We start from the raw sequence: 20,756 nt of genomic DNA, 5'->3' as shown, positions 1-20,756 counted from the left end.
TCCGGGCCGGGCGGTCGAAGGAGGGGCACGAGGAAGATCGCGTCGGGTCGTTTCGGTCCCGCGAGCCCGGTCACCCACTTCTCGACCGGAACACCTGAGCTCAGATGGGAGCGCGAAACGACGATGATCGGCACCGACACCATCAGCCGTGTGATCGGGCAGGACGTCTACGACGACACGGGCGACAAGATCGGCTCGGTCTCGGAGGTCTACCTGGACGACGAGACCGGTCAGCCGGAGTGGGCCACCGTGCGGACCGGCCTGTTCGGCACCAAGGAGTCCTTCATCCCGCTGCGGGACGCCGACCTGACCAACGACGGCCTGCGCGTCCACGTGAGCAAGGCCAAGGTCAAGGACGCCCCGCGGATCGACACCGACGGCCACCTGTCCCCGCAGGAGGAGCAGGAGCTGTACCGGTACTACGGCCTGGGCACCTCGGGCACCCAGACCACCCAGACCGCCCAGACGACGCAGACGACGCAGACGACGGGCACCGACACCGGGACGGCCGGCACGTACAGCGCCGACCAGACCCGCACCCAGCAGGACCTCACCACCGGCGGTGCCGGGATGGGCACCACCGCCGGCACCAGCACCACCGGCCGTGCCGACCGCGACGGCGACGGCGTCTACGACGACGTCCAGGGCCGCGCCGTGGGTCACGACACCTCCGGCCCGACCACCGACCGCGCGATGACCCGCTCCGAGGAGCACGTCAACGTGGGCACCCAGCGCGTCGAGGCCGGCCGCGCCCGGCTGCGCAAGTACGTGGTGACCGAGAACGTCAGCACCACCGTGCCGGTCTCCCACGAGGAGGTCCGCGTCGAGCGTGAGCCCATCACCGACGCCAACATCGGCAACGCGATGGACGGGCCGGCGATCTCGGAGGAGGAGCACGAGGTCGTCCTGCACGCCGAGCGCCCCGTGGTGGAGAAGGAGGCCGTGCCGGTCGAGCGCGTCCGCCTGGACACCGAGACCGTGACCGAGCAGCAGCAGGTCAACGAGCAGGTGCGCAAGGAGGAGATCGAGGTCGACGGCGGTCAGTCCGGCGTCGCCGGGACGACGACCGGCACCACCGGCCGTGACGAGCGCGGCTTCGTGCAGAAGGCCAAGGACGCGCTCGACCGCGACAACGACGGCAAGATCGGTCGCTGACGCACGGCACGACCCAGGGCCCGGGACCGACCGGGCGCACGAGACGGCGGTGGCCGGCCGGAGACCTCGACTCCCGGCCGGCCACCGTGCTGTCCGGGGCCGCCCGCGCCGGCGCGGCCCGCGGCGCGTGCGGGTGGGATGCTCGGCGGCGTGATCGAGACCACGGCCGCGGCGTCGGCGCCCCCTCCCCGGACCGACGGGCTCCCGGGCGGTCCCGACGAGCTCGCCGCCGCACTCCGGGCGACCGGGTACCTCCCCGACGAGGGGCTGGCGACCGCGGCCTACCTGGCCCTGGTCATGCGCCGCCCGCTCTTCCTCGAGGGCGAGGCCGGCGTGGGCAAGACGGCGCTGGCCCGCGCGCTGGCCGAGGTCACCGGCCGGCCGATCTACCGGCTGCAGTGCTACGAGGGCCTCGAGGCCAGCCAGGCGCTCTACGACTGGGACTTCGGCCGCCAGCTGCTGCACCTGCGGGCCGCCGAGGCCGCGCACGCCACGGGGGACACCGAGACGCTGGAGGCCTCGCTCTACGACCGGCGCTTCCTGCTCGCCCGCCCGCTGCTGCAGGCGCTCGAGGACTCCCCGAGCGTGCTGCTGGTCGACGAGGTCGACCGCGCCGACGACGAGTTCGAGGCCTTCCTGCTCGAGGTGCTGTCGGACTTCACCATCTCCATCCCCGAGCTCGGCACCGTGCGCGCCGAGGTGCCGCCGCTGGTCGTGCTGACCTCCAACCGCACCCGCGAGGTCCACGACGCGCTCAAGCGCCGCTGCCTCTACCACTGGCTGCAGCACCCCGACTTCGACCGCGAGGTCGCGATCCTGCGGACCCGGCTGCCCGAGGTCACCGAGACGCTGGCCCGGGAGGTGGCCCGGGCGACGGCGAAGCTGCGCACGCTGGACCTGCTCAAGCCGCCGGGCGTGGCCGAGGCGATGGACTGGGCCAGCGCGCTGCACGCCCTGGGGGCGCGCGACCTCGACCCCGACCTGGCCGCCCGCACGCTCGGCGCCGTCCTCAAGTACCGGGAGGACACCGACCGGGTGCACGCCCTGGCCCGGGGAGCGCTGTTCGGTGGCGCCTGAACGGGCATTGGATGCTCTTCGCACGTCGGAGGGCTGAGAACGTGGGGATGGCTTCCTGTGCCTCGCAGCCGCGCGACGTGGTCGGCGTCGTCCTGGGGTTCGCCCGGACGCTGCGCGCCGCCGGGGTGGGCGCCTCGCCCGACCGGGTCGAGGCGATGCTCTCGGCGGTGGCAGCGCTCGACGTCCTCGACGCCACCGCCGTCTACTGGGCCGGCCGGCTGACGCTGTGCGCCGGTCCCGACGACCTCGACCGCTACGACGCCGCCTTCGCCGCGTACTTCGGCGGCGAGACGCCCCGCCGGTCGACGGCGACGGCGCAGACCCCGCCCCGGGTCGCGGCGACCGCGCCGCTGGAGCAGGGCGCCGGTGCCGGTGCGGAGGGCGAGGACCCCTCCGACCTCGCCGTCGCCGCGTCCGGGGACGAGGTGCTGCGGCACCGCGACGTCGCCGACCTGACCCCGGCCGAGCGCGAGCAGCTGCGCCGGCTGTTCGCGCTGGTGCGCCCGGCCGCGCCGATGCGCCGCGCCCGCCGGCGCCGGCCGGCCCCGCACGGGTCGGTGCACCCCGCGCGCACGGTCCGGCGGGCGCTGCGCGACGGCGGCGAGGTGACCCGGCTGCTGCGCCGCCGCGCCCGTCCGAGACCGCGGCGGGTGGTGCTGCTCGTCGACGTCTCGGGGTCGATGAGCCCCTACGCCGACGCGCTGCTGCGCTTCGCGCACGCCGCCGTGCGCGCCCGGCCGGCCTCGACCGAGGTGTTCACCATCGGCACCCGGCTGACCCGCGTCACCCGCGAGATGCGGCTGCGCGACCCCGACCGGGCGCTGGCCGCCAGCGGCGAGGCCATCCCCGACTGGTCCGGCGGCACCCGGCTCGGCGAGGTGCTCAAGGCCTTCCTCGACCGGTGGGGCCAGCGGGGGACCGCCCGCGGCGCCGTCGTCGTGGTGTGCAGCGACGGCTGGGAGCGGGGGAGCCCGGACCTGCTGCGCGAGCAGATGGCGCGGCTGCGCCGGCTGGCGCACGCCGTCGTCTGGGTCAACCCGCACAAGGGGCGCAGCGGCTACGAGCCGCTGACCGGCGGGATGCAGGCGGCGCTGCCCTCTGTTGACGCGTTCGTCTCCGGGCACAGCCTGGCGGCGTTCGAGGAGCTGTCGGGAGTGATCTCACGTGCGTGATGTTCTCGATGACCTGGTGGGCTGGTGGCAGGCCGGGGAGACGGTCGGCATGGGCACGGTCGTGGCCACCTGGCGCTCCGCGCCCCGCCCGGCCGGCGCATCGATGCTGGTCGGCCCGGACGGGACGGCGGTCGGCAGCGTGTCCGGCGGCTGCGTCGAGGGCGCGGTGTACGAGGAGGCCAAGGACGTCGTCGAGACCGGCGTCCCGACGCTGGAGCGCTACGGCGTCAGCGACGACGACGCGTTCGCCGTCGGGCTGACCTGCGGCGGGATCCTCGACGTGTTCGTCGAGCCGGTCTCGCGCGAGTCCTTCCCCGAGCTCGGCGAGATCGCCGAGTCCGTGGACCGGCACGAGCCGGTCGCCGTCGTCACCGTCGTCCGCGGGCCCGAGGACCGGATCGGCCGGCGGCTGGTGCTCTGGCCCGACCGCGCCTCCGGCACCCTGGGCCTGCAGCGCCTGGACGACGCCGTGGCCGACGACGCCCGCGGCATGCTCGCCGCCGGCCGCACCGGCACGCTGGCCTACGGCCACGACGGGGAGCGGCGCGGCGACGAGCTGACGCTGTTCGTGTCCTCCTTCGCCCCGCCGGCGCGGATGGTCGTGTTCGGCGCCATCGACTTCGCCGCCGCCGTCGCGCGGGTCGGCGCGTTCCTCGGCTACCGCGTGACGGTGTGCGACGCCCGGCCGGTGTTCGCCACCGCCCGCCGCTTCCCCGACGCCCACGAGGTCGTCGTCGAGTGGCCGCACCGGTACCTGCAGGCCGAGGTCGACGCCGGGCGGATCGACGAGCGCACCGTGCTGTGCGTGCTCACCCACGACCCCAAGTTCGACGTCCCGCTGCTGGAGGTGGCCCTGCGGCTGCCGGTGGCCTACGTCGGCGCGATGGGTTCGCGGCGCACCCACGAGGAGCGGCTCGACCGGCTGCGCGAGGCGGGGCTGACCGACGACGAGCTCACCCGGCTGTCCTCGCCGATCGGGCTGGACCTCGGCGCGCGCACGCCCGAGGAGACGGCGGTGTCGATCGCCGCGGAGATCATCGCCGGGCGCTGGGGCGGCACCGGCGAGCGGCTGACCGGGACGGAGGGCCCGATCCACCGCACCGCCGAGAGATGAGCCTTCGTCGCGATGTCGGCATCCCGTACCGGTACGACGTCGAGGTGGTGGGGCTGCTCGTCTCGCCGGTGCACCGCTACGACGGGCGGCCCGCCGGGGTGGTCCCGCCGCAGGACGGCGACCGGGTCGGGCGGATCGAGGTGCGCGCCGGGCACGGCGTCGTCGGCGACCGCTACGCGGGCCGGGCCGCGCACCGCGACGCCGCCGTCACCGTGCTGGCCGCCGAGTCGGTCGAGACGCTCGCCGCCGATCTCGGCGTGGGCCCGCTCGACCCGCTGCTGGCCCGCCGCAACGTCGTCCTGCGCGGAGCCGAGGTGGAGGCGCTGCGCGGCGAGGTGTTCTCCCTCGACTGCGGGGAGGGCGTGGTGGTCCTGCGCGGCGGGCGGCCGGCCAACCCCTGCGCGTGGCTCGACACCGTCCTCGCGCCGGGTGCCCACCGCGGCCTGCGCGGCCGCGCCGGCATCCGCTGCGCCCCGCTGACCGACGGCGTGCTGCGGCTCGGGCCCGCCGTGCTGGCGAGCGCGGTGCCCCTCGACGCCGCCCGCGCGGGCCTGGCCCGCCGGGTGGCGCCCCGCCCGCCCCGTGCCTGACCTCGCTCTCCGTGCCCGGCCTCGCCCTCCCCCCGTCCGGGGGTGCCCGCCGCCTCCCCGCGCCCGGACGATGGCCCGGCCGAGGACGTGCCGTCGAGCCGCGGCGGCCGAGCGACGGGAGTGTCGATGAGGACCAGGGCAGCCGTACTGCGCGACGTCGGGCAGCCGTTCGAGATCACCGAGCTGGAACTGGACGAGCCCAAGGCGGGGGAGGTGCTCATCCGCTACGTCGCCGCCGGGCTGTGCCACTCCGACGAGCACCTGCGGCACGGCGACATCGTCCCGCAGTTCCCCATCGTGGGCGGGCACGAGGGCGCCGGGATCATCGAGAAGGTCGGCCCGGGCGTCACCCGGCTGCAGCCCGGTGACCACGTCATCTGCTCGTTCCTGCCGGTGTGCGGCCACTGCCGGTGGTGCTCGACGGGCAAGTCGAACCTCTGCGACATGGGCGCGTCGATCCTCGTCGGGAACCTCCCCGACGGCACCTACCGCTTCCACGACGACGACGGCAACGACTACGGCGGCATGTGCATGCTCGGCACGTTCTCCGAGCGCGCCGTCATCAGCGAGAACTCCGCGGTGAAGGTCGACCCCGACCTGCCGCTGGACAAGGTCGTGCTCATCGGCTGCGGCGTCCCGACCGGCTGGGGGTCGGCGGTGCACGCGGCGGCCACCGAGCCCGGCGACACGATCGTCATCTACGGCATCGGCGGCATCGGCATCAACAGCGTGCAGGGCGCGGCGCTGGCCGGGGCGCGCAACGTCATCGCCGTCGACCCGCTGCCCAACAAGCGGGAGGCCGCCGAGCAGCTGGGCGCCACCCACAGCGTCGAGACGGCGGAGGAGGCCCAGGAGCTGGTCCAGGAGCTGACCCGCGGCGTCGGCGCGGACAAGGCGATCATCACCGTCGGCGTCGTCGACGCGAAGGTGGTCACCGACGCGGTGAACACCATCCGCAAGGGCGGCACCGCGGTCATCACCGGCCTGGCCGACCCGACCAAGAACAACATCGAGCTCAGCAGCTCGCTGCTCACCCTGTTCGAGAAGACCGTCAAGGGCAGCCTGTTCGGCTCTGGCGATCCGTTCCACGACATCCCGAAGATGGTCGAGCTCTACCAGTCCGGTGACCTCAAGCTCGACGAGCTGATCACCAAGACCTACACCCTCGACCAGGTCAACGAGGGCTACGAGGACCTGGTCAACGGCAAGAACATCCGCGGCGTCATCAAGTACGACACCCCGCCGCTGGAGGGCGCGCCGGCCTGAGCGGTCCCCCGGCGAGACCTGCGCACCGGCGCCCCGGGGCCGGTGCGCAGGTCTCGTCCCTGTCCCCGAGAGGAGTCGCGTGGGCAACCCCACCGCGCCGCACCCGGTCATCGGGCTGCGCCGGGAGCGCGAGGTGCTCACCGTCGCGCTGCGCACCAACCGCCACGTCGTCCTGGAGGGGCCGCCGGGCACGGGCAAGTCCACGCTGCTGCGCTCCATCGCCGCCGACGTCGGCCAGGAGGTCGTCTTCGTCGAGGGCAACGCCGAGCTGACGCCGGCCCGGTTGATCGGCCAGTACGACCCCGCCGCCGTCCTCGCCGACGGGTACGTGCCCGGCAGCTTCACCGACGGGCCCCTGCTGACGGCGATGCGCGGGCACGGGCTGCTCTACCTGGAGGAGCTCAACCGCATCCCCGAGGAGACGCTCAACGTCCTCATCACCGTGCTGACCGAGGGCGAGATCACCGTGCCCCGGCTCGGGCACGTGAAGGCGGCGGCCGGCTTCCGGCTCATCGCGGCCATGAACCCCTTCGACGCCATCGGCACCGCCCGGGTCGGGCAGGCGATCGCCGACCGCATGTGCCGGGTCGTGCTCGGCTACCAGGACGCCGCCGCCGAGCGGGCGATCGTCGGCGCCGTCACCGGGGCACCGCCGGCGCTCATCGGGCTCGCCGTCCGGCTGGTGCGCGCGTCGCGGGAGCACCGCGACGTCCGGATGGGCTCGTCGGTGCGCGGCGCGATCGACCTGGTGCTGCTGCTCGGCGGCCTGCTCGACGTGCGCGGGCAGTCGGGGCTCGGGGCCGACGGCGCCCGGGAGACCGCCCGCGACGCCGCCTACGCCGCGCTGTCGGGGCGGATCCGCATCGCCGAGGGCGTCGAGCGCACCGCCGAGGCGGTCATCGACGAGATCCTCGACGGCGTCTGGCCGGAGGAGGGGCCACCCCCACCGGACGAGGCCGACGCTGCGCCCGAGCCACCGGGCGGTGGTGACCAGGGAAAAGGTGAGGGCCCGCCGGAGACACCGGCGGGCACCGACTCGGGGTCATCGCTGCGCCGCGACCGGCGCTCCGGCGGCGGGCGCAGGCAGACCAGCCGGCGGGAGATGGCGGCCCGGCACGAGGCCTTCGAGGAGGTCAGCCCGGAGGTCGGCGAGCTCGACGAGGAGGCCTTCGCCGCGCTGATGGCCGAGGACGCCGACGCCGCGGCCGCGCTGCTCACCGACCTCGCCGCCGCCACCGACCGCGACCTGCGCTCGGCGGCCCAGCGGCTGGCCGCGCGGGTGTTCGTGCAGGTCGGCCGCGTGGGCCGCACCCGCACCCGGGGCACGCGGCGGCTGGTGCCCGACCGGCGCGGCGACGGCGACCTGGACCTCGACCGCACCCTGGACCGCTGGGACGTGGGGACGCCGCTGACCACCGGCGACCTGGTCACCCGCACGTGGACCGGCAACCGGCGGGCGGTGTGCCTCGCCGTCGACACGTCGGGGTCGATGACGGGGCTGGGCGTGGCGATCGCGGCGGTGGCGGCGGCCGGCGTCGTGCTCACCGGCGACGAGAAGCTGCGGACCAGCCTGATCACCTTCGGCCGCGACGTCGACGTCGTCCAGCGCTCGGGCCAGCGGCGCGCCGCCGAGGACGTCGTCACCCACCTGCTGGGGCTGCGCGGGCACGGGATGACCGACCTCGCCGCCGCGCTGCGGGCCGCCCGGCTGCAGCTGGCCGAGGAGGTGGCCGACGAGCGCGCCGTCGTGCTCCTGTCCGACTGCCTGCACACCACCGGCGACCCGCCGGAGACCGCGCTGGCCGGGATCGACCGGCTCGACGTGCTGTGTCCGCTGCCCACGCCGGAGGCCGAGGAGGCCGCACGGGCGCTGGCCGCGCGCGGCGGCGGCAGCGCGCAGATGGTGCGCACCGTGCGCGACCTGGGGCCCGCCCTCACCCGCCTGCTCGGCTGAGACGGGGCGGGCGCGGCGCGTTGCTTCGATCATCGGATGCGTGCACGTCGGTGCGGCGTGTCGGTGCGTGTCGCGGTACGCATCCGATGATCACGACCCCGATCCCGTCGACCCCATGGTCGACGTGTCAGGCCCCACGAGCACGCGCTACGGCAGGAGCCCCAGCCGCCGCGCGTGGACCACGGCCTCCAGGCGGGTGTGCGCGTCCAGCTTGGTCATCGCCGACCCGAGGTAGCTCTTCACCGTCTCGGGCCGCAGCGACAGCCGCGTGGCGGTCTCGCGGTTGCTGCAGCCCAGCGCCACCTGCGTGAGGACGTCGACCTCGCGGGCCGACAGGTGCACGGCCGGCGCCGCGGCGTCGGGCGCGGCCCCGAGCGCCGCCAGCCGCCCGCAGGCCGACAGCAGCCGCTCGCGCAGGGCGGCGTCGTCGGTGGCCTGCGCGGCCAGCCGCAGGTCGGCGTGCACCGCCCGCACCTCCTCCCAGCGGGCCGGGTCCTCGGCCGGAGGCGGACCGGTCGCGGCGGTGGCCATCAGCTCCAGCCTGCGGTCCACCTCGTCGCGGACGGCGAGCTCGGACCCCATGCGGGCGGCGGCGCGGGCCAGCGCGTCGCGCACCCGGTCGCCGAGCGACCCGCCCTCCCGGCTCGCCGCGTACAGCACCGCCCGCGCCCGCCCGCCGACCAGCACCGGGACGGCGGCCACCGTGCGCAGTCCCTCGGCGAGCACCGGCCCGTCGTACTCGTGGGTGATGTCCAGCGCCCGCTCGTAGTCCTCGACCCCGGCCGGCCGGCCCTCGCTGAGCACCCGCCCGCCGAGTCCCGCGCCGGTGCGGATCTCCAGCCCCCGCAGGTACCGGGTCCGCACGCCGACCAGCTCGTCGATGCGCGCGGACGGGCCCTGCACCGGCCCGGCGGCGAAGACGACGCTCATCCCCGACCGCGCGTGCACCTCCCGGACGGCTGCGCGCAGCGCGTCGCGGTCGTCGGGACGTGCCGTGGCGGGGAGGGACACCCGGGAGCCTCCTCGCGCGTCCGGACGACGGTGAGACAGGTCACGTTAGCGCAGGTCGCGACGGCGGCGACGGCCCGGCGAGATCGGGGGTGGCGGCACCCCGGACCCGCGGCCGACCATGCCCGGCACGCGACCGCACGACCGAGGAGCCACCCCATGCCCGGCACCGCCACCACCGCCTACCGGGCGGCCCGCGACCAGCTGCTCGGGCTGCGCGGGGACCCCGTGAAGGCCGCCGAGGAGTTCCGCTGGCCGCACGTCGAGGGCCCGTTCAACTGGGCGGTGGACTGGTTCGACGAGGTCGCCCGCGGCGTCGACCGGCCCGGGCTGCGCATCACGGGCGAGGACGGGCGCACGGCGAGCTGGTCGTTCGCCGAGCTGGCCCGCCGCTCCGACCAGGTGGCCGGCTGGCTGCGCGGGCGCGGCGTGCAGCGCGGCGACCGCGTCGTCCTCATGCTGGGCAACCAGGTCGAGCTGTGGGAGTCGATGCTCGCCGTCATGAAGCTCGGCGCGGTGATCATGCCGACCACCACCGCGCTCGGCCCGGCCGACCTCGCCGACCGCATCGGCCGCGGCGGCGCGCGGCACGTCGTCGTCAACGCCGCCGACGCCGGCAAGTTCGACGGCGTCCCCGGCGACTACGGGCGCATCGCCGTCGGGGACGCACCGGCCGGCTGGGCGCCCTACGGCGACACCGCCGGCGCGAGCGACGAGCCGCCCGGCCACCCCGGCACCGAGCCGGGCGACCCGCTGCTCCTGTACTTCACCAGCGGCACCACCAGCCGGCCCAAGCTGGTCGAGCACACCCAGGTCAGCTACCCGGTCGGGCACCTGTCGACGATGTACTGGCTGGGCCTGCAGCCCGGGGACGTGCACCTCAACATCAGCTCGCCCGGCTGGGCCAAGCACGCCTGGAGCTGCTTCTTCGCACCCTGGGCCGCCGAGGCCACCGTGGACCTGTTCGACTACCGCCGCTTCGACGCCGCCGCCGTGCTCGGGCACGTCCGCGACAACGGCGTCACCACGTTCTGCGCCCCGCCGACGGTGTGGCGGATGCTCATCCAGGCCGACCTCTCCGGCGGCCCGGGCGCGCTGCGGGAGGTCGTCGCCGCCGGTGAGCCGCTCAACCCGGAGGTCATCGAGCAGGTGCGCCGGCAGTGGGGGCTGACCCTGCGCGACGGCTACGGCCAGACGGAGACGACGGCGGCCGTGGGCAACCCGCCCGGCGCCGAGGTGCGGCCGGGCTCGATGGGCCGCCCGCTGCCGGGCGTGCCGGTGGTGCTCGTCGACCCGGTCACCGGGCAGCGCGGGGACGACGGCGAGATCTGCCTGGACCTCGCCCAGCGGCCGCTGAACCTGATGTCGGGCTACCAGGCGGACCCGGAGCGGGCGGCGGAGGCCATGGCCGGCGGGTACTACCACACCGGCGACGTCGCGACCCGCGACGCCGACGGCTACGTCACCTACGTCGGGCGCACCGACGACGTCTTCAAGGCCAGCGACTACAAGATCAGCCCGTTCGAGCTGGAGAGCGTGCTCATCGAGCACCCAGCGGTGGTCGAGGCCGCCGTCGTCCCGGTGCCCGACCCGGTGCGGGCCGCCGTCCCCAAGGCCTACGTCACCCTGGCGCCGGGGTGGGAGCCGGGCCCGGAGACGGCGCTGGCGGTGCTGCGCCACGCGCGCGAGCGGCTGGCGCCCTACCTGCGGGTGCGCCGGATCGAGTTCGCGGAGCTGCCCAAGACGATCTCGGGCAAGATCCGCCGGGTCGAGCTGCGGCACCGCGAGGAGCGGGCCGCGCCGGCCGGCACCGGCACCGACTGGGCCGACACCGACTTCCCGGAGCTGCGCGGCGGCTGAGCCGCTCCCCGTGCCCGCCGGGAGCGCCGGCGGGCACGGGGCACGGTCTCAGCGGTCGGCGTCGGTGTAGACGATCATCCCGCGGATGTTCTTGCCGTCGCGCATGTCCTGGTAGCCCTGGTTGACGTCCTCGAGCGAGTACTTCGCGGTCGCCAGCTCGTCGAGCTTGAGCTGCCCCTCCTGGTAGAGGCTGAGCAGCTCGGGGATCGCCGCCCGCGGGGCCAGGCCGCCGAAGATCGCACCCTGCAGGTCCTTCTGCAGCAGGGTCAGCTCGAAGAGGCTGAGCTTGACGTCGGTGTTGGCGTAGTTGCCCATGCCGGTCACCACGGCGCGCCCGCCCTTGCCGGTGAGGCTGAGCGCGGTCTGGATGTCCTCGCCCTGGATGTCGCCGACGGTGATGATCGTCTTGTCGGCCATCCGGCCCCAGGTCAGCTCGTTGACCTTCTCGGTGGCCTCCTCGGCGGACTCGAAGACGTGCGTGGCGCCGAGGTCCATCGCCCACTCGCGCTTGCGGGCCACCGGCTCGATGACCATGACCCGCTTCGCGCCGGCCGCGGCCGCGCCCTGGACGGCGTTCATGCCGACGCCGCCGGCGCCCATGACGACGACGTTCTCCCCCGGGCGGACGTCGGCGACCTTGGTGGCCGAGCCCCAGCCGGTGGTGACGCCGCAGCCGACCAGCGCGGCGATCTCCAGCGGGACGTCCGGCTCGATCTTGACCACCGACGCCTGGTGCACGGTGATGTAGGGCGAGAACGTGCCGAGCAGGCACATCGGGATGACGTCCTTGCCGCGGGCCTGGACCCGGTAGCTGCCGTCGGAGATCGACGTCCCGGCCAGCAGGTTCGCGCCGAGGTCGCAGAGGTTCTGCATCCCCTTCGAGCACGGCGGGCACTGCCCGCAGGCCGGGATGAAGGCGGTGACGACGTGGTCGCCCTCCTGCAGCCCGGTGACGCCGGGGCCGACCTTGGTGACCACGCCCGCGCCCTCGTGCCCGCCGATGACCGGGTAGAAGGCCACGGGCGTGCCCCCGGTGACCAGGTGCTCGTCGCTGTGGCAGAGCCCCGAGGCGGCCAGCTGGACCTGGACCTCACCCGCCTTCGGGTCGCCGAGCTCGATCTCCTCGACCGACCACTCCTCGCCCACGCCCCACAGGATCGCGCCCTTGGTCTTCACCCGGTGTCCCTCCGTCAGTGCGGTCTCGCCACCCGTCGCCGTCGACGGGCTGTGCGCCGGGCCACAGACTCCGTGTGACACCCGGTGCCGTCAAGCGGGACGGCCGGTGCCGTTCCGTCAGCGGCCGGGGTCGACGGTGACCGAGCTGAACGGCAGGTGCGGCTCCACCACCGGGAAGACGACGAACAGCAGCAGCGCGCAGACGGCGAGGGCGAGCAGCAGCGACAGCGCCGAGCGGCTCGCGGTGCCCCCGGGCAGGTGGTGCCAGATCCAGCGGTACACGGGTCCTCAGTCCTCGGTCAGGGCCGGCGGCCCGTCGGGTGAGTCCGCCCGGGCCACGCCGGGCCCGTCGAGGACGGCGTGCACGATCAGCCGCTGCCGGGCGGAGTAGCGCGGGTGGCAGGTGGTCAGCGTCAGGTAGGCGCCGGTGGGGGCGGCGTCGGCGGGCCCGCCGGGCGTCGGGGCGATCACGTCCACGTCCGCGGGCGTGACGATCTGCTGGCCGGGGATGCCGCTGGGGTCGGCGAAGTCCCCGGTGGCCTCGTCGCCGAGCACGCGGTAGGTGAACCAGCCGTCGGCCACCTCGACGACGATCGGGTCGCCGGGGCGCAGGGCGTCGAGGTCGAGGAACGGCGACCCGCGGCCCACCCGGTGACCGGCGATGGCGAGGTTGCCCTGCTGGCCGGGCATCGCCGTCCCGACGTAGTGGCCCGGCCCCTGGGACAGCTGGTCCTCCGTGGTGCCCTCGAGCACCACCCGGGACCAGTCCTCGCCCAGCCGCGGGACGTGCAGCACCGCGAACGGCTCGCCCACGCCCGGCTCGGCGGGGGAGGTGGGCACCCCGACCACGGGGGCGTCGGCGTTCCACCCGGTGCGCAGCTCGTCGGCCAGCCGGTCCTGCTCGCGCGCCGCGAACAGGTCGGTGACGTAGAGCTCGTAGACGACGAAGAGCAGCAGCACGAGGCCGGCGGTGACGAGCGTCTGGCCGAGACCGCTGACCAGCGTGCGCCACCGGTCGCGGCGCGGGCGGCCGTAGCGGCGCCACTCGGTGGGCGGCGGTGCTGTCGCGGAGGGTGATGCCATGGCGACTCCACGATGCCAGTGCGGGAGCCGTGCGCCGGTCCGGGAGACTGGACGGCGTGTCGCAGCCGCCGGTGGTCGTCGTCGGCGCCGGGCCGGTGGGCGCCACGGCTGCGCTGCTGCTCGCCCGGCGGGGGCTGGCGGTCCTGCTGCTCGACCGGCAGCCCCGCCCGCCCGCCGTCCCGCGGGCGGTGCACCTCGACGACGAGGCGCTGCGCGCGCTGGCCGACGCCGGCGTCGCCGAGGAGTTCCTCGCGGTGAGCCGGCCGGCGGCGGGGCTGCGGCTGGTCGACGCCGCCCACCGGGTGCTCGCCGAGTTCGGCCGCGAGCCCGGTGCCGGGCGGCACGGCTGGCCGCAGGCGTCGATGTTCCACCAGCCCGACCTCGAGGCCGTGCTGCGTGCCGCCGTCGTCCGGACCCCGGGGATCACGCTGCGCACCCCGGCGGAGGTGGTGGGGCTGACCGCGCGGGCGGACCGGTCCGTCACGGTCGCGGTCGTCGACCGGCGCACCGGGGAGCGGGCCGACGTCCACGCGGCGGCGGTGCTCGGCTGCGACGGCGCGCACAGCACGGTGCGCCGGCTGCTGGGCGGGCGGATGCGCGACCTGGGCCGGCCCGACCGGTGGCTCGTGGCCGACCTGCGGGCACCGTCGCCGCTGCCGGTGTGGCCGGGGGTGCACCAGGTCTGCGACCCGGCCCGCGCCGCAACGTTCATGCCGGTCAGCGGCGACCGCTACCGGTTCGAGGCGCGGCTGCTGCCGGGGGAGACCGTGTCCGGGCTGGCCGGCGGACTGCCCCGGCTCCTCGCGCCGTTCGGTGCCGCGGACGCCGAGGTGGTCCGTTGCGCCGAGTACGTCTACCGGGCGCAGGTCACCGACCGCTGGCGCCGCGGGCGCGTGCTGCTGGCCGGCGACGCCGCCCACCTGACGCCGCCGTTCGTCGGCCAGGGGCTGGGACTGGGGCTGCGCGACGTGCACCAGGTCGCCTGGAAGCTGGCCGCCGTCGTCACCGGTACCGCCCCCGAGGACCTGCTCGACACCCACGGGGCCGAGCGCGGGCCGCACGCCCGGGCGCTGGTCCGCCTCGCCGCGCTGGTCGGGCGGCTGATGACCGGCGGGGGAGCGGGCGCGGTCCCGGTCCGCCGGGCCGTGCTGGCCGCCGTCGTGGGCGTGCCGGCGCTGGCCGCCTACGCCACCGACAGCCGGACGCCGCCGCTGCGCTCCGGCCCGCTGGTCGACCGGCGCGGCCGGGCCGGCCGCCGGCTGGCGGGCGCCCTGGTGCCGCGCGCGCGGGTGCGGGTGGACGGGCGGGAGTGCCGGCTCGACGACGTCCTCGGCGCCGGGACGGCGGTGGTCGCGACGGCCTCGCCCGGCCGGGTCGCGGTGACCGCGGCGGGTCGGCGCACCGAGGTGGACGACGTCGACGGCGCGCTCACCGCGTGGCTGGGTGCCGGGCGGGCGCGGTACGCCGTCGTCCGGCCCGACCGGGTCGTGCGCGCCGCGGGGTGAGTGCACTCCCGCTCGGCGGGTACCGGCGGGTCATGCAGATCGACAAGGCACAGATCCTCCAGCTGCTGCAGTCCCAGGGCGACGACGCCAAGGCGCAGCAGGCCGACCAGGAGCTGCCCGGCCAGGTGGACACCGAGCAGCACGCCGGCATCCTGCAGAAGCTCGGCCTCGACCCGATGGACCTCGTCAAGATGCTCGGCGGCGGTGGCGGTCAGGGCGGCGGCCTCGGCGGGGCGATCGGCGGCATCCTCGGCCGCTGACGCCGGGGTCCCTCCCGACGATCCCGTGCACTTCGGCGGAAGTGCCCCAGGGCACTTCCGCGGAAGTGCACGCCGTTCCGGATCGGCGGGGCGCAGTCGTGTGACGCGCATCACGACAGCGGCTATCGTGGGCGGGCCGTCCGTGCCCCGGAGGTCGTCGTGCCCGCTCCCCACCTGCCGCCCCACCCGGCGCGGTGACCGCCGTCCCGCTGCGGCACGGGCCCCCGCCGGTCCACCGCGCGCTCGACCGCCCGGTCCGGCCGGCTCCCTGCCCGTCAGCAGAGCCGGCGCCCGGGTTCAGCAAGTACCTCGTGCCCGAGGTCGTGTTCGGCTGGGGTGCGCTGTCCGAGGCCGGCTTCGCCGCCCGCCGCCTGGGCGCCCGCCGGCCGTTCGTGGTCACCGACGCCGGCCTGGTCGAGGCCGGCTGGCTCGCCGAGCTCGCGGGCCACCTCGACGACGCCGGCCTGCGGCCCACCGTGTGGACCGGGCTCACGCCCAACCCCAAGGACCACGAGGTGGCCGAGGGCGTCCAGCGGTACCGCGAGAGCGGCTGCGACGTGGTCGTCGGCCTGGGCGGCGGCTCGGTCATCGACGCGGCCAAGGCGGTCGCCGTCGTCGCCAGCAACGGCGGGTCGATCCTCGACTACGAGGGGGTCGACCGGGTCACCACCGCGATTCCGCCCACCGTCATGTGCCCGAGCACCGCGGGCACCGGCGCGGACGTGTCGCAGTTCGCCGTCGTCACCGACACCACGCGGCGGCTCAAGGCCACCCTCATCGGCCGGGTGCTGGTCCCCGACATCTCTCTCACCGACCCCCGGCTGCTCACCACGATGCCCGAGGACCTCGCCGCCGCCACCGGCCTCGACGCGCTGACCCACGGGATCGAGGCGTTCGTCTCCCGGGCGTCGGGCCCGCTCACCGACGTGCACGCGCTGCACGCCGTCGAGCTCATCTGCGGCTCGCTGCGGCGCACGCTCACCGCGCCGGGCGACACCGCCGCCACCACCCGCATGGCCCAGGCCAGCCTGGAGGCCGGGATGGCCTTCACCAACGCCATCCTCGGCGCCACCCACGCGATGAGCCACCAGGTCGGCGGGCTGCTCGACGTGCCGCACGGCGTGGTCAACGGCGTGCTGCTGCCGCACGTCATCCGGTTCAACGCCCGCGCCGTCCCCGAGCGGTTCCTGCCGGTGGCCCGGGCGATGGGCGTCGACGTCACGGGCCTGAGCGGCGAGGAGGCGGCGGAGGAGGCCGCCGGCGTCGTCACCCGGCTGGCCGCCCAGCTGGGGTGCCCCAGCCGGCTGGGGCCGCTGGGCGTGCGGGAGGCCGACGTCGAGCGGCTGGCGACGACGACGCTGGGCGACGCCTGCCTGTCGACCAACCCCCGCGACGCCGACCGCGCCGAGATCGCCGAGCTGTTCCGGGCCGCGCTGTGACCGCCCGCCGGCGCTGACCCGGGGTGCCCGTGACCCCCCGCGCGCCCGTCCCCGGCATCCCCGAGCTCACCGGGCTGCGCTCGTCGAAGCCCAGCTGGTACGCGGAGTACCGGCAGACGGCCGAGGACCTCTCCCGGGCCATGACGCAGCTCGAACATGTCGCCCGGGTGCTGTCGGCCACCGGGCAGGGCGCCGACGCGCTGTGCCGCGCCGTCGTCGACGCGACCGCCGGCCAGCTCGCCGTCCCGTGGGTGGTGCTGGCCCTCGCCGAGGAGGCGCTGCCGCTGGCCCGGCCGCGGCTGGTCGGCCGCGGTCCCGGCGGGGCCCGGGTCGCCGAGCTCGCCGCGCTGCCGGCCGAGGTGGGCCGGCCCGTCGCCGCCGCGCTGGCCGCCGGGGAGGTGGAGCCCTGGCGGGCCGACGGCGGTGCCGTCGTCGTCCCGCTGGTGGTCGACGGCGACCCGGTCGGGGCGCTGGTCGCCTGCGGCGGGGCGCCGCGCAGCGCCGACCCGGCCGACCTGTCCATCCTGCGGATCGTGGCCAACCAGTCGGCCGTGGCGCTGCACGCCGACCACCTGCTGGCCCGTTCCGAGGCGCTGCGCCGGCAGACCGAGCGGCTCTACGCCGAGGCCGACCAGCGGGCCCGCGACCTCGCCGAGCGGCACGAACAGCTGGCCGAGGCCGAGCACCGCCTCGACGTCGCCGCCCAGCGCGAGGCGGTCGACGCCGAGCGGCACCGCATCGCCCGGGAGCTGCACGACAGCGTGGCCCAGCACGTGCTCTCCGCCGGGATGACGATCGAGTGGTGCCGCCCGGAGGTGGCCCACCACACCGAGGTGCACGAGCGGCTCGGGCACGCCAAGGCGCTCACCCGGGAGGCGGTCGAGCGGCTGCGCGGCGCCATCCACGCGCTGTCGGAGCACGAGCACGGCCTGCCCGGGCCGGCGCTGCCCGGCCTGCTCGACCGGTTGCCGTCGGTGCCGGGGCTGGCCGTCGCCGTCCGGGTGGAGGGGCGGCCGCGGGTGCTGCCGCCGGAGGCCGAGCACCAGCTGTTCCGCATCGCCACGGAGTGCCTGTCCAACACCGCCCGGCACGCCGGCGCCACCCGGGCGACCGTCCGGCTCGGCTACCGGCCCGGGGAGGTCCGGCTGTCGGTGGCCGACGACGGCACCGGCGACCCCGAGACGCTGCGCCGCCTGCTGCGGGCCGCCGTCCGGCGCGGCGACGGCCACCACCGCGGGCTGCGCAACATCGAGTCCCGCTGCCGCGAGCTCGGCGCCGGCCTGCGCGTCACCCGCGCCCGGATGGGCGGGGTGCGGGTGGAGGTCCGGCTGCCGTTCCCGTCCGACCCGCCCGCGGAGGAGACCGGTGACTGACCCGATCCGGCTGGTGATCGTCGACGACCACGCCATCGTCCGGCAGGGGCTGCGGTCGATCCTCGAGCGCGAGCCCGACATCGAGGTCGTCGGCGAGGCGGCCACCGCCGCGGCCGCGCTCGACCTGGTCGCCGCGGCCCGCCCGCACATCGTGCTGCTGGACCTGAAGCTGTCGGCCGGGTCCGACGTCGCCGGCCTGGCGCTGTGCGGTGAGCTGACCGCGCGGACCCCCGCGCCGGGCGTGCTGGTGGTGACCACGTTCCTCGACGAGCGGCTGGTGCTCGAGGCGATCCAGCACGGCGCGCGCGGCTACGTGCTCAAGGACGTCGACGCCGTCGCGCTGGTCGCCGCGATCCGGGCGGTGCGCCGCGGCGAGAGCGCCTTCGACAGCCACAGCGCGGCGATGGTGGTGCGCTCGCTGGCCGCGTCCCCGTCGTCCCCGTCGTCCCCGTCGTCCCCGTCGTCCCCGGAGCTGACCGGCCGGGAGCGGCAGGTGCTCGCGCTGCTGGCGCGGGGGCTGTCCAACGAGGCGATCGGCCGCGAGCTCTACATCTCCGCGACGACGGCGAAGTTCCACGTCACCAACCTCATGCGCAAGCTCGCGGTGTCCCGGCGCGCCGAGGCGGTCTACGCCGGTTCCAAGCTCGGCCTGATCTGAGGGCCGTGCACGTCCGCGGACGGGCACGGCCCCCGGCCGGGACGCCGGGTGTCAGCCGGCCTCGGCGATGCGCTTGATCGAGGCCAGCGTCGCCGGGATGCCCTCGCGCGCCGCGCGGATGCGGACCTGCACCTGCTCCGGCGCGTCCTGGCCGTAGCGCTCCTCCATCAGCTCCAGCCCGCCGGGCAGGAACTCCCAGGACTCGGTCAGCCGTGTGCCGCCTCCGACCGCCTCGAGGGTGTAACCCCAGCGCGCCCGCGTCCCGCCGACCAGCCAGGCGAACTCCCGGCCGCGGTCGGCCACCGCCACCACGCTGCGGGTCTCCCACGTGCGGGCCGGGGTGACGTTGCGGCCGGTGAACCAGTCGCCGACGGCGCCCGTCGCGCCCTCGTCCCACCAGCAGGCCACGCACACCGGGCTCCACTCGCCGGTGCGGGTCACGTCGCTGACCAGGTCGTAGACCTCCTCCGGGGAGGCGGCGACGATGATCGAGCCGGAGTGGGTCAGGTCGCTCACGCCCGCAGTGTGCACTTCCGCGGAAGTGCACACCCCGTCAGCGGGCCGAGGCGCGGGTGACGACGTCGGTGGCCCAGCTCTCCAGCCCGCTGTGGTCGCGGATGACCTCCACCCGGTCGCAGTGCTCGGCGTAGGCGGGCAGGTCGCAGCCGCCCAGCGCCCAGGAGTACCGCGGCTCGGGGGTCAGCCAGATCGTCTCGCGCACGCGGCGGGTGAGGTCGGCGAAGACGTCCAGGCGCGGGGCGTTGCCGTTGCCGCGGCCGTCCCCGAGCACGAGCAGCGTGGAGCGGCGGGTGAACGCGCCGGAGTGGTCGGCGGCGAGCCGGGCGAACACGGTGCCGTAGTCGCTGGAGGCGTCCACGTCGATCACGTCGCCGCCGAACACCAGCCCCAGGGCGTGCTCCAGCGGGTGCTCGTCGAACAGGTCGGTGATCTCGACGACGTCGTCGACGAAGGCGAACGTGCGCACCTGCGCGAACAGGTCCTGCAGCGCGTGCACCACGTGCAGGCTGAACCGCGCCGTCGTCCGCACCGACAGGCTCACGTCGGCGACGACGACCAGCCGCGGACGGTCCTCGGCCAGCCGGGTGGTCACCGGCCGGAACGGGACGCCGTCGTAGCGCATGTTGCGCCGCATGGTCCGGGCGACGTCGACCCGGCCGCGCGGCGACTGCCGCTTGCGGTGGGTCAGGCCCCCGTGCAGGGACGTGGCCAGCCGGCGCAGTGACTCCTCGATGCGCGCCCGGTCGGCCTCGGTGACCTTCTCCACCGGCGCGCGGGCGAGCTCGCGCTCCTCGATCGCCAGGTCGGTCATCTCGGCCAGCTTCTGCAGGTGTGCGGCCAGCAGCTCCGGCAGGTCCTCGATGACGCCGGCCAGCTGCCGGCGCAGGGCCTCGGCGACCTCGGGGTCCAGGTCGCCGACGGGGTCGGCCAGCCAGTCGCGCAGCGCCTGCTGCTGGGCCACCGTCAGCTGCACGTCCAGCGGCGTGCCGCCGGCGCGCGCCAGCTCCCCGGGCAGGCCGGGGTCGTGCAGCCGCGAGACCTCCAGCTGCACCTGCTGGGCGTCGTCGGCCGGACCGGCCGGGCTCTCCGGGGACAGCACGATCTGCTCCGTCAGCGAGGCGAGGTCGATCTTGTTCGCCTCCTGGTGCAGGTTGTACTGCGCGGCGAGGTCCTCGGGCCGGAAGAAGTCGCGGATGTCGACCGGCTTGCCGTGGCTGTGCCCCTCCTGGACGTCGGTCGGCGGATCGGCCGACCAGGTCATCCGGGTCAGCTCGCCGGTGTCCTCGAGGTCGTCGTGGGCGTGCCCGTGCTCCTCGGCGTCGGGGACGACCGGCCGCAGGGTGAAGAACCGGTCGAAGGTGTCGGCGAAGACCTCGGCGTCGCGGCGGTCCTTGAGGAGGGCGGCGCCCAGGGCCGCCTCCAGCGCGGCGCGGTCGCTGACGCCGACGGCGGCCGCGGCCTCGGCGGCGTCGAGGACCTCCGCCGTCGACACGCGCATGCCGCGCAGCCGCAGCAGCCGGACGAACCGGTGCAGCGCGCCCTCCACG

At 75.7% G+C, this 20,756-nt stretch carries 19 protein-coding genes; 13 read left to right on the top strand and 6 right to left on the bottom strand.

Annotation, left to right across the window (positions count from 1 at the left end; translation table 11 throughout):
- Positions 1 to 150 precede the first annotated feature (150 nt).
- From CHC04_RS05195 to CHC04_RS05165, 7 genes are all read left to right on the top strand, one after another.
- Complete coding sequence (locus tag CHC04_RS05195; RefSeq protein ID WP_342743469.1) at positions 151 to 1,155, top strand: PRC and DUF2382 domain-containing protein; 1,005 nt, start codon at positions 151 to 153, stop codon at positions 1,153 to 1,155.
- A 150-nt stretch (positions 1,156 to 1,305) separates the two neighbouring features.
- On the top strand, positions 1,306 to 2,232 hold the full coding sequence (locus CHC04_RS05190) for an AAA family ATPase (protein WP_245817000.1): 927 nt from the start codon (positions 1,306 to 1,308) through the stop codon (positions 2,230 to 2,232).
- Between the two features lie 47 nt (positions 2,233 to 2,279).
- Positions 2,280 to 3,404, top strand: a complete 1,125-nt coding sequence (locus CHC04_RS05185; RefSeq protein ID WP_089402842.1) for a vWA domain-containing protein — start codon at positions 2,280 to 2,282, stop codon at positions 3,402 to 3,404.
- Positions 3,397 to 4,518 (top strand): XdhC family protein, encoded by a 1,122-nt coding sequence (locus CHC04_RS05180; RefSeq protein WP_089402841.1) that lies wholly within the window; start codon positions 3,397 to 3,399, stop codon positions 4,516 to 4,518. Before CHC04_RS05185 ends, CHC04_RS05180 begins: the two co-directional genes overlap by 8 nt.
- Positions 4,515 to 5,108 (top strand): MOSC domain-containing protein, encoded by a 594-nt coding sequence (locus CHC04_RS05175; protein WP_089402840.1) that lies wholly within the window; start codon positions 4,515 to 4,517, stop codon positions 5,106 to 5,108. Before CHC04_RS05180 ends, CHC04_RS05175 begins: the two co-directional genes overlap by 4 nt.
- 126 nt (positions 5,109 to 5,234) lie before the next feature.
- Positions 5,235 to 6,374 (top strand): NDMA-dependent alcohol dehydrogenase, encoded by a 1,140-nt coding sequence (locus CHC04_RS05170; RefSeq protein ID WP_089403333.1) that lies wholly within the window; start codon positions 5,235 to 5,237, stop codon positions 6,372 to 6,374.
- Positions 6,375 to 6,453: 79 nt separating this feature from the next.
- Positions 6,454 to 8,328, top strand: a complete 1,875-nt coding sequence (locus CHC04_RS05165) for an AAA family ATPase (protein ID WP_089402839.1) — start codon at positions 6,454 to 6,456, stop codon at positions 8,326 to 8,328.
- A gap of 147 nt (positions 8,329 to 8,475) precedes the next feature.
- Here CHC04_RS05165 and CHC04_RS05160 read toward each other — a convergent pair whose 3' ends face one another.
- Positions 8,476 to 9,339 carry a LuxR C-terminal-related transcriptional regulator gene (locus CHC04_RS05160; protein WP_245816999.1) on the bottom strand — a complete coding sequence of 288 codons (864 nt, stop codon included), beginning with the start codon at positions 9,337 to 9,339 and terminating at the stop codon, positions 8,476 to 8,478.
- A 156-nt stretch (positions 9,340 to 9,495) separates the two neighbouring features.
- On the opposite strand from CHC04_RS05160, the gene CHC04_RS05155 reads away from it, so the two are divergent.
- Positions 9,496 to 11,196: an AMP-binding protein gene (locus CHC04_RS05155; RefSeq protein WP_089402838.1), complete on the top strand. Its 1,701-nt coding sequence runs from the start codon at positions 9,496 to 9,498 to the stop codon at positions 11,194 to 11,196.
- Between the two features lie 48 nt (positions 11,197 to 11,244).
- On the opposite strand, the gene CHC04_RS05150 is transcribed toward CHC04_RS05155, so the two are convergent.
- From CHC04_RS05150 to CHC04_RS05140, 3 genes are all read right to left on the bottom strand, one after another.
- On the bottom strand, positions 11,245 to 12,372 hold the full coding sequence (locus CHC04_RS05150; protein ID WP_089402837.1) for an NDMA-dependent alcohol dehydrogenase: 1,128 nt from the start codon (positions 12,370 to 12,372) through the stop codon (positions 11,245 to 11,247).
- A gap of 117 nt (positions 12,373 to 12,489) precedes the next feature.
- Positions 12,490 to 12,654 (bottom strand): hypothetical protein, encoded by a 165-nt coding sequence (locus CHC04_RS23910; RefSeq protein ID WP_089402836.1) that lies wholly within the window; start codon positions 12,652 to 12,654, stop codon positions 12,490 to 12,492.
- 6 nt (positions 12,655 to 12,660) lie between these two features.
- On the bottom strand, positions 12,661 to 13,455 hold the full coding sequence (locus tag CHC04_RS05140) for a class E sortase (protein ID WP_089402835.1): 795 nt from the start codon (positions 13,453 to 13,455) through the stop codon (positions 12,661 to 12,663).
- Positions 13,456 to 13,511: 56 nt separating this feature from the next.
- Here CHC04_RS05140 and CHC04_RS05135 point away from each other — a divergent pair, with 56 nt between their 5' ends.
- From CHC04_RS05135 to CHC04_RS05115, 5 genes are all read left to right on the top strand, one after another.
- Positions 13,512 to 14,960, top strand: a complete 1,449-nt coding sequence (locus tag CHC04_RS05135) for a bifunctional 3-(3-hydroxy-phenyl)propionate/3-hydroxycinnamic acid hydroxylase (RefSeq protein WP_089402834.1) — start codon at positions 13,512 to 13,514, stop codon at positions 14,958 to 14,960.
- A 32-nt stretch (positions 14,961 to 14,992) separates the two neighbouring features.
- The gene (locus CHC04_RS05130) at positions 14,993 to 15,220 is read left to right on the top strand and encodes a hypothetical protein (RefSeq protein ID WP_089403331.1); all 228 of its coding nucleotides are present in this window, start codon (positions 14,993 to 14,995) and stop codon (positions 15,218 to 15,220) included.
- 194 nt (positions 15,221 to 15,414) lie between these two features.
- Positions 15,415 to 16,659, top strand: a complete 1,245-nt coding sequence (locus CHC04_RS05125) for an iron-containing alcohol dehydrogenase (protein ID WP_245816998.1) — start codon at positions 15,415 to 15,417, stop codon at positions 16,657 to 16,659.
- A gap of 29 nt (positions 16,660 to 16,688) precedes the next feature.
- Positions 16,689 to 18,032, top strand: coding sequence for a GAF domain-containing sensor histidine kinase (locus tag CHC04_RS05120; RefSeq protein WP_089402833.1), 1,344 nt, complete (start codon positions 16,689 to 16,691; stop codon positions 18,030 to 18,032).
- The gene (locus CHC04_RS05115) at positions 18,025 to 18,690 is read left to right on the top strand and encodes a MadR family response regulator transcription factor (protein ID WP_089402832.1); all 666 of its coding nucleotides are present in this window, start codon (positions 18,025 to 18,027) and stop codon (positions 18,688 to 18,690) included. Before CHC04_RS05120 ends, CHC04_RS05115 begins: the two co-directional genes overlap by 8 nt.
- A gap of 51 nt (positions 18,691 to 18,741) precedes the next feature.
- Here the strand turns inward: CHC04_RS05115 and CHC04_RS05110 are convergent, their stop codons facing one another.
- Together CHC04_RS05110 and CHC04_RS05105 are read right to left on the bottom strand one after the other, a co-directional pair.
- On the bottom strand, positions 18,742 to 19,206 hold the full coding sequence (locus tag CHC04_RS05110) for an SRPBCC family protein (protein WP_089402831.1): 465 nt from the start codon (positions 19,204 to 19,206) through the stop codon (positions 18,742 to 18,744).
- Positions 19,207 to 19,243: 37 nt separating this feature from the next.
- The gene (locus CHC04_RS05105) at positions 19,244 to 20,755 is read right to left on the bottom strand and encodes a VWA domain-containing protein (RefSeq protein ID WP_089402830.1); all 1,512 of its coding nucleotides are present in this window, start codon (positions 20,753 to 20,755) and stop codon (positions 19,244 to 19,246) included.
- Position 20,756: the final 1 nt, after the last annotated feature.

It is taken from the genome of Geodermatophilus saharensis (assembly GCF_900188205.1).
Classification (GTDB): domain Bacteria; phylum Actinomycetota; class Actinomycetes; order Mycobacteriales; family Geodermatophilaceae; genus Geodermatophilus; species Geodermatophilus saharensis.
Note: the sequence above shows the minus strand (reverse complement) of the source record. Positions and strands in the feature narration are given on the sequence as shown.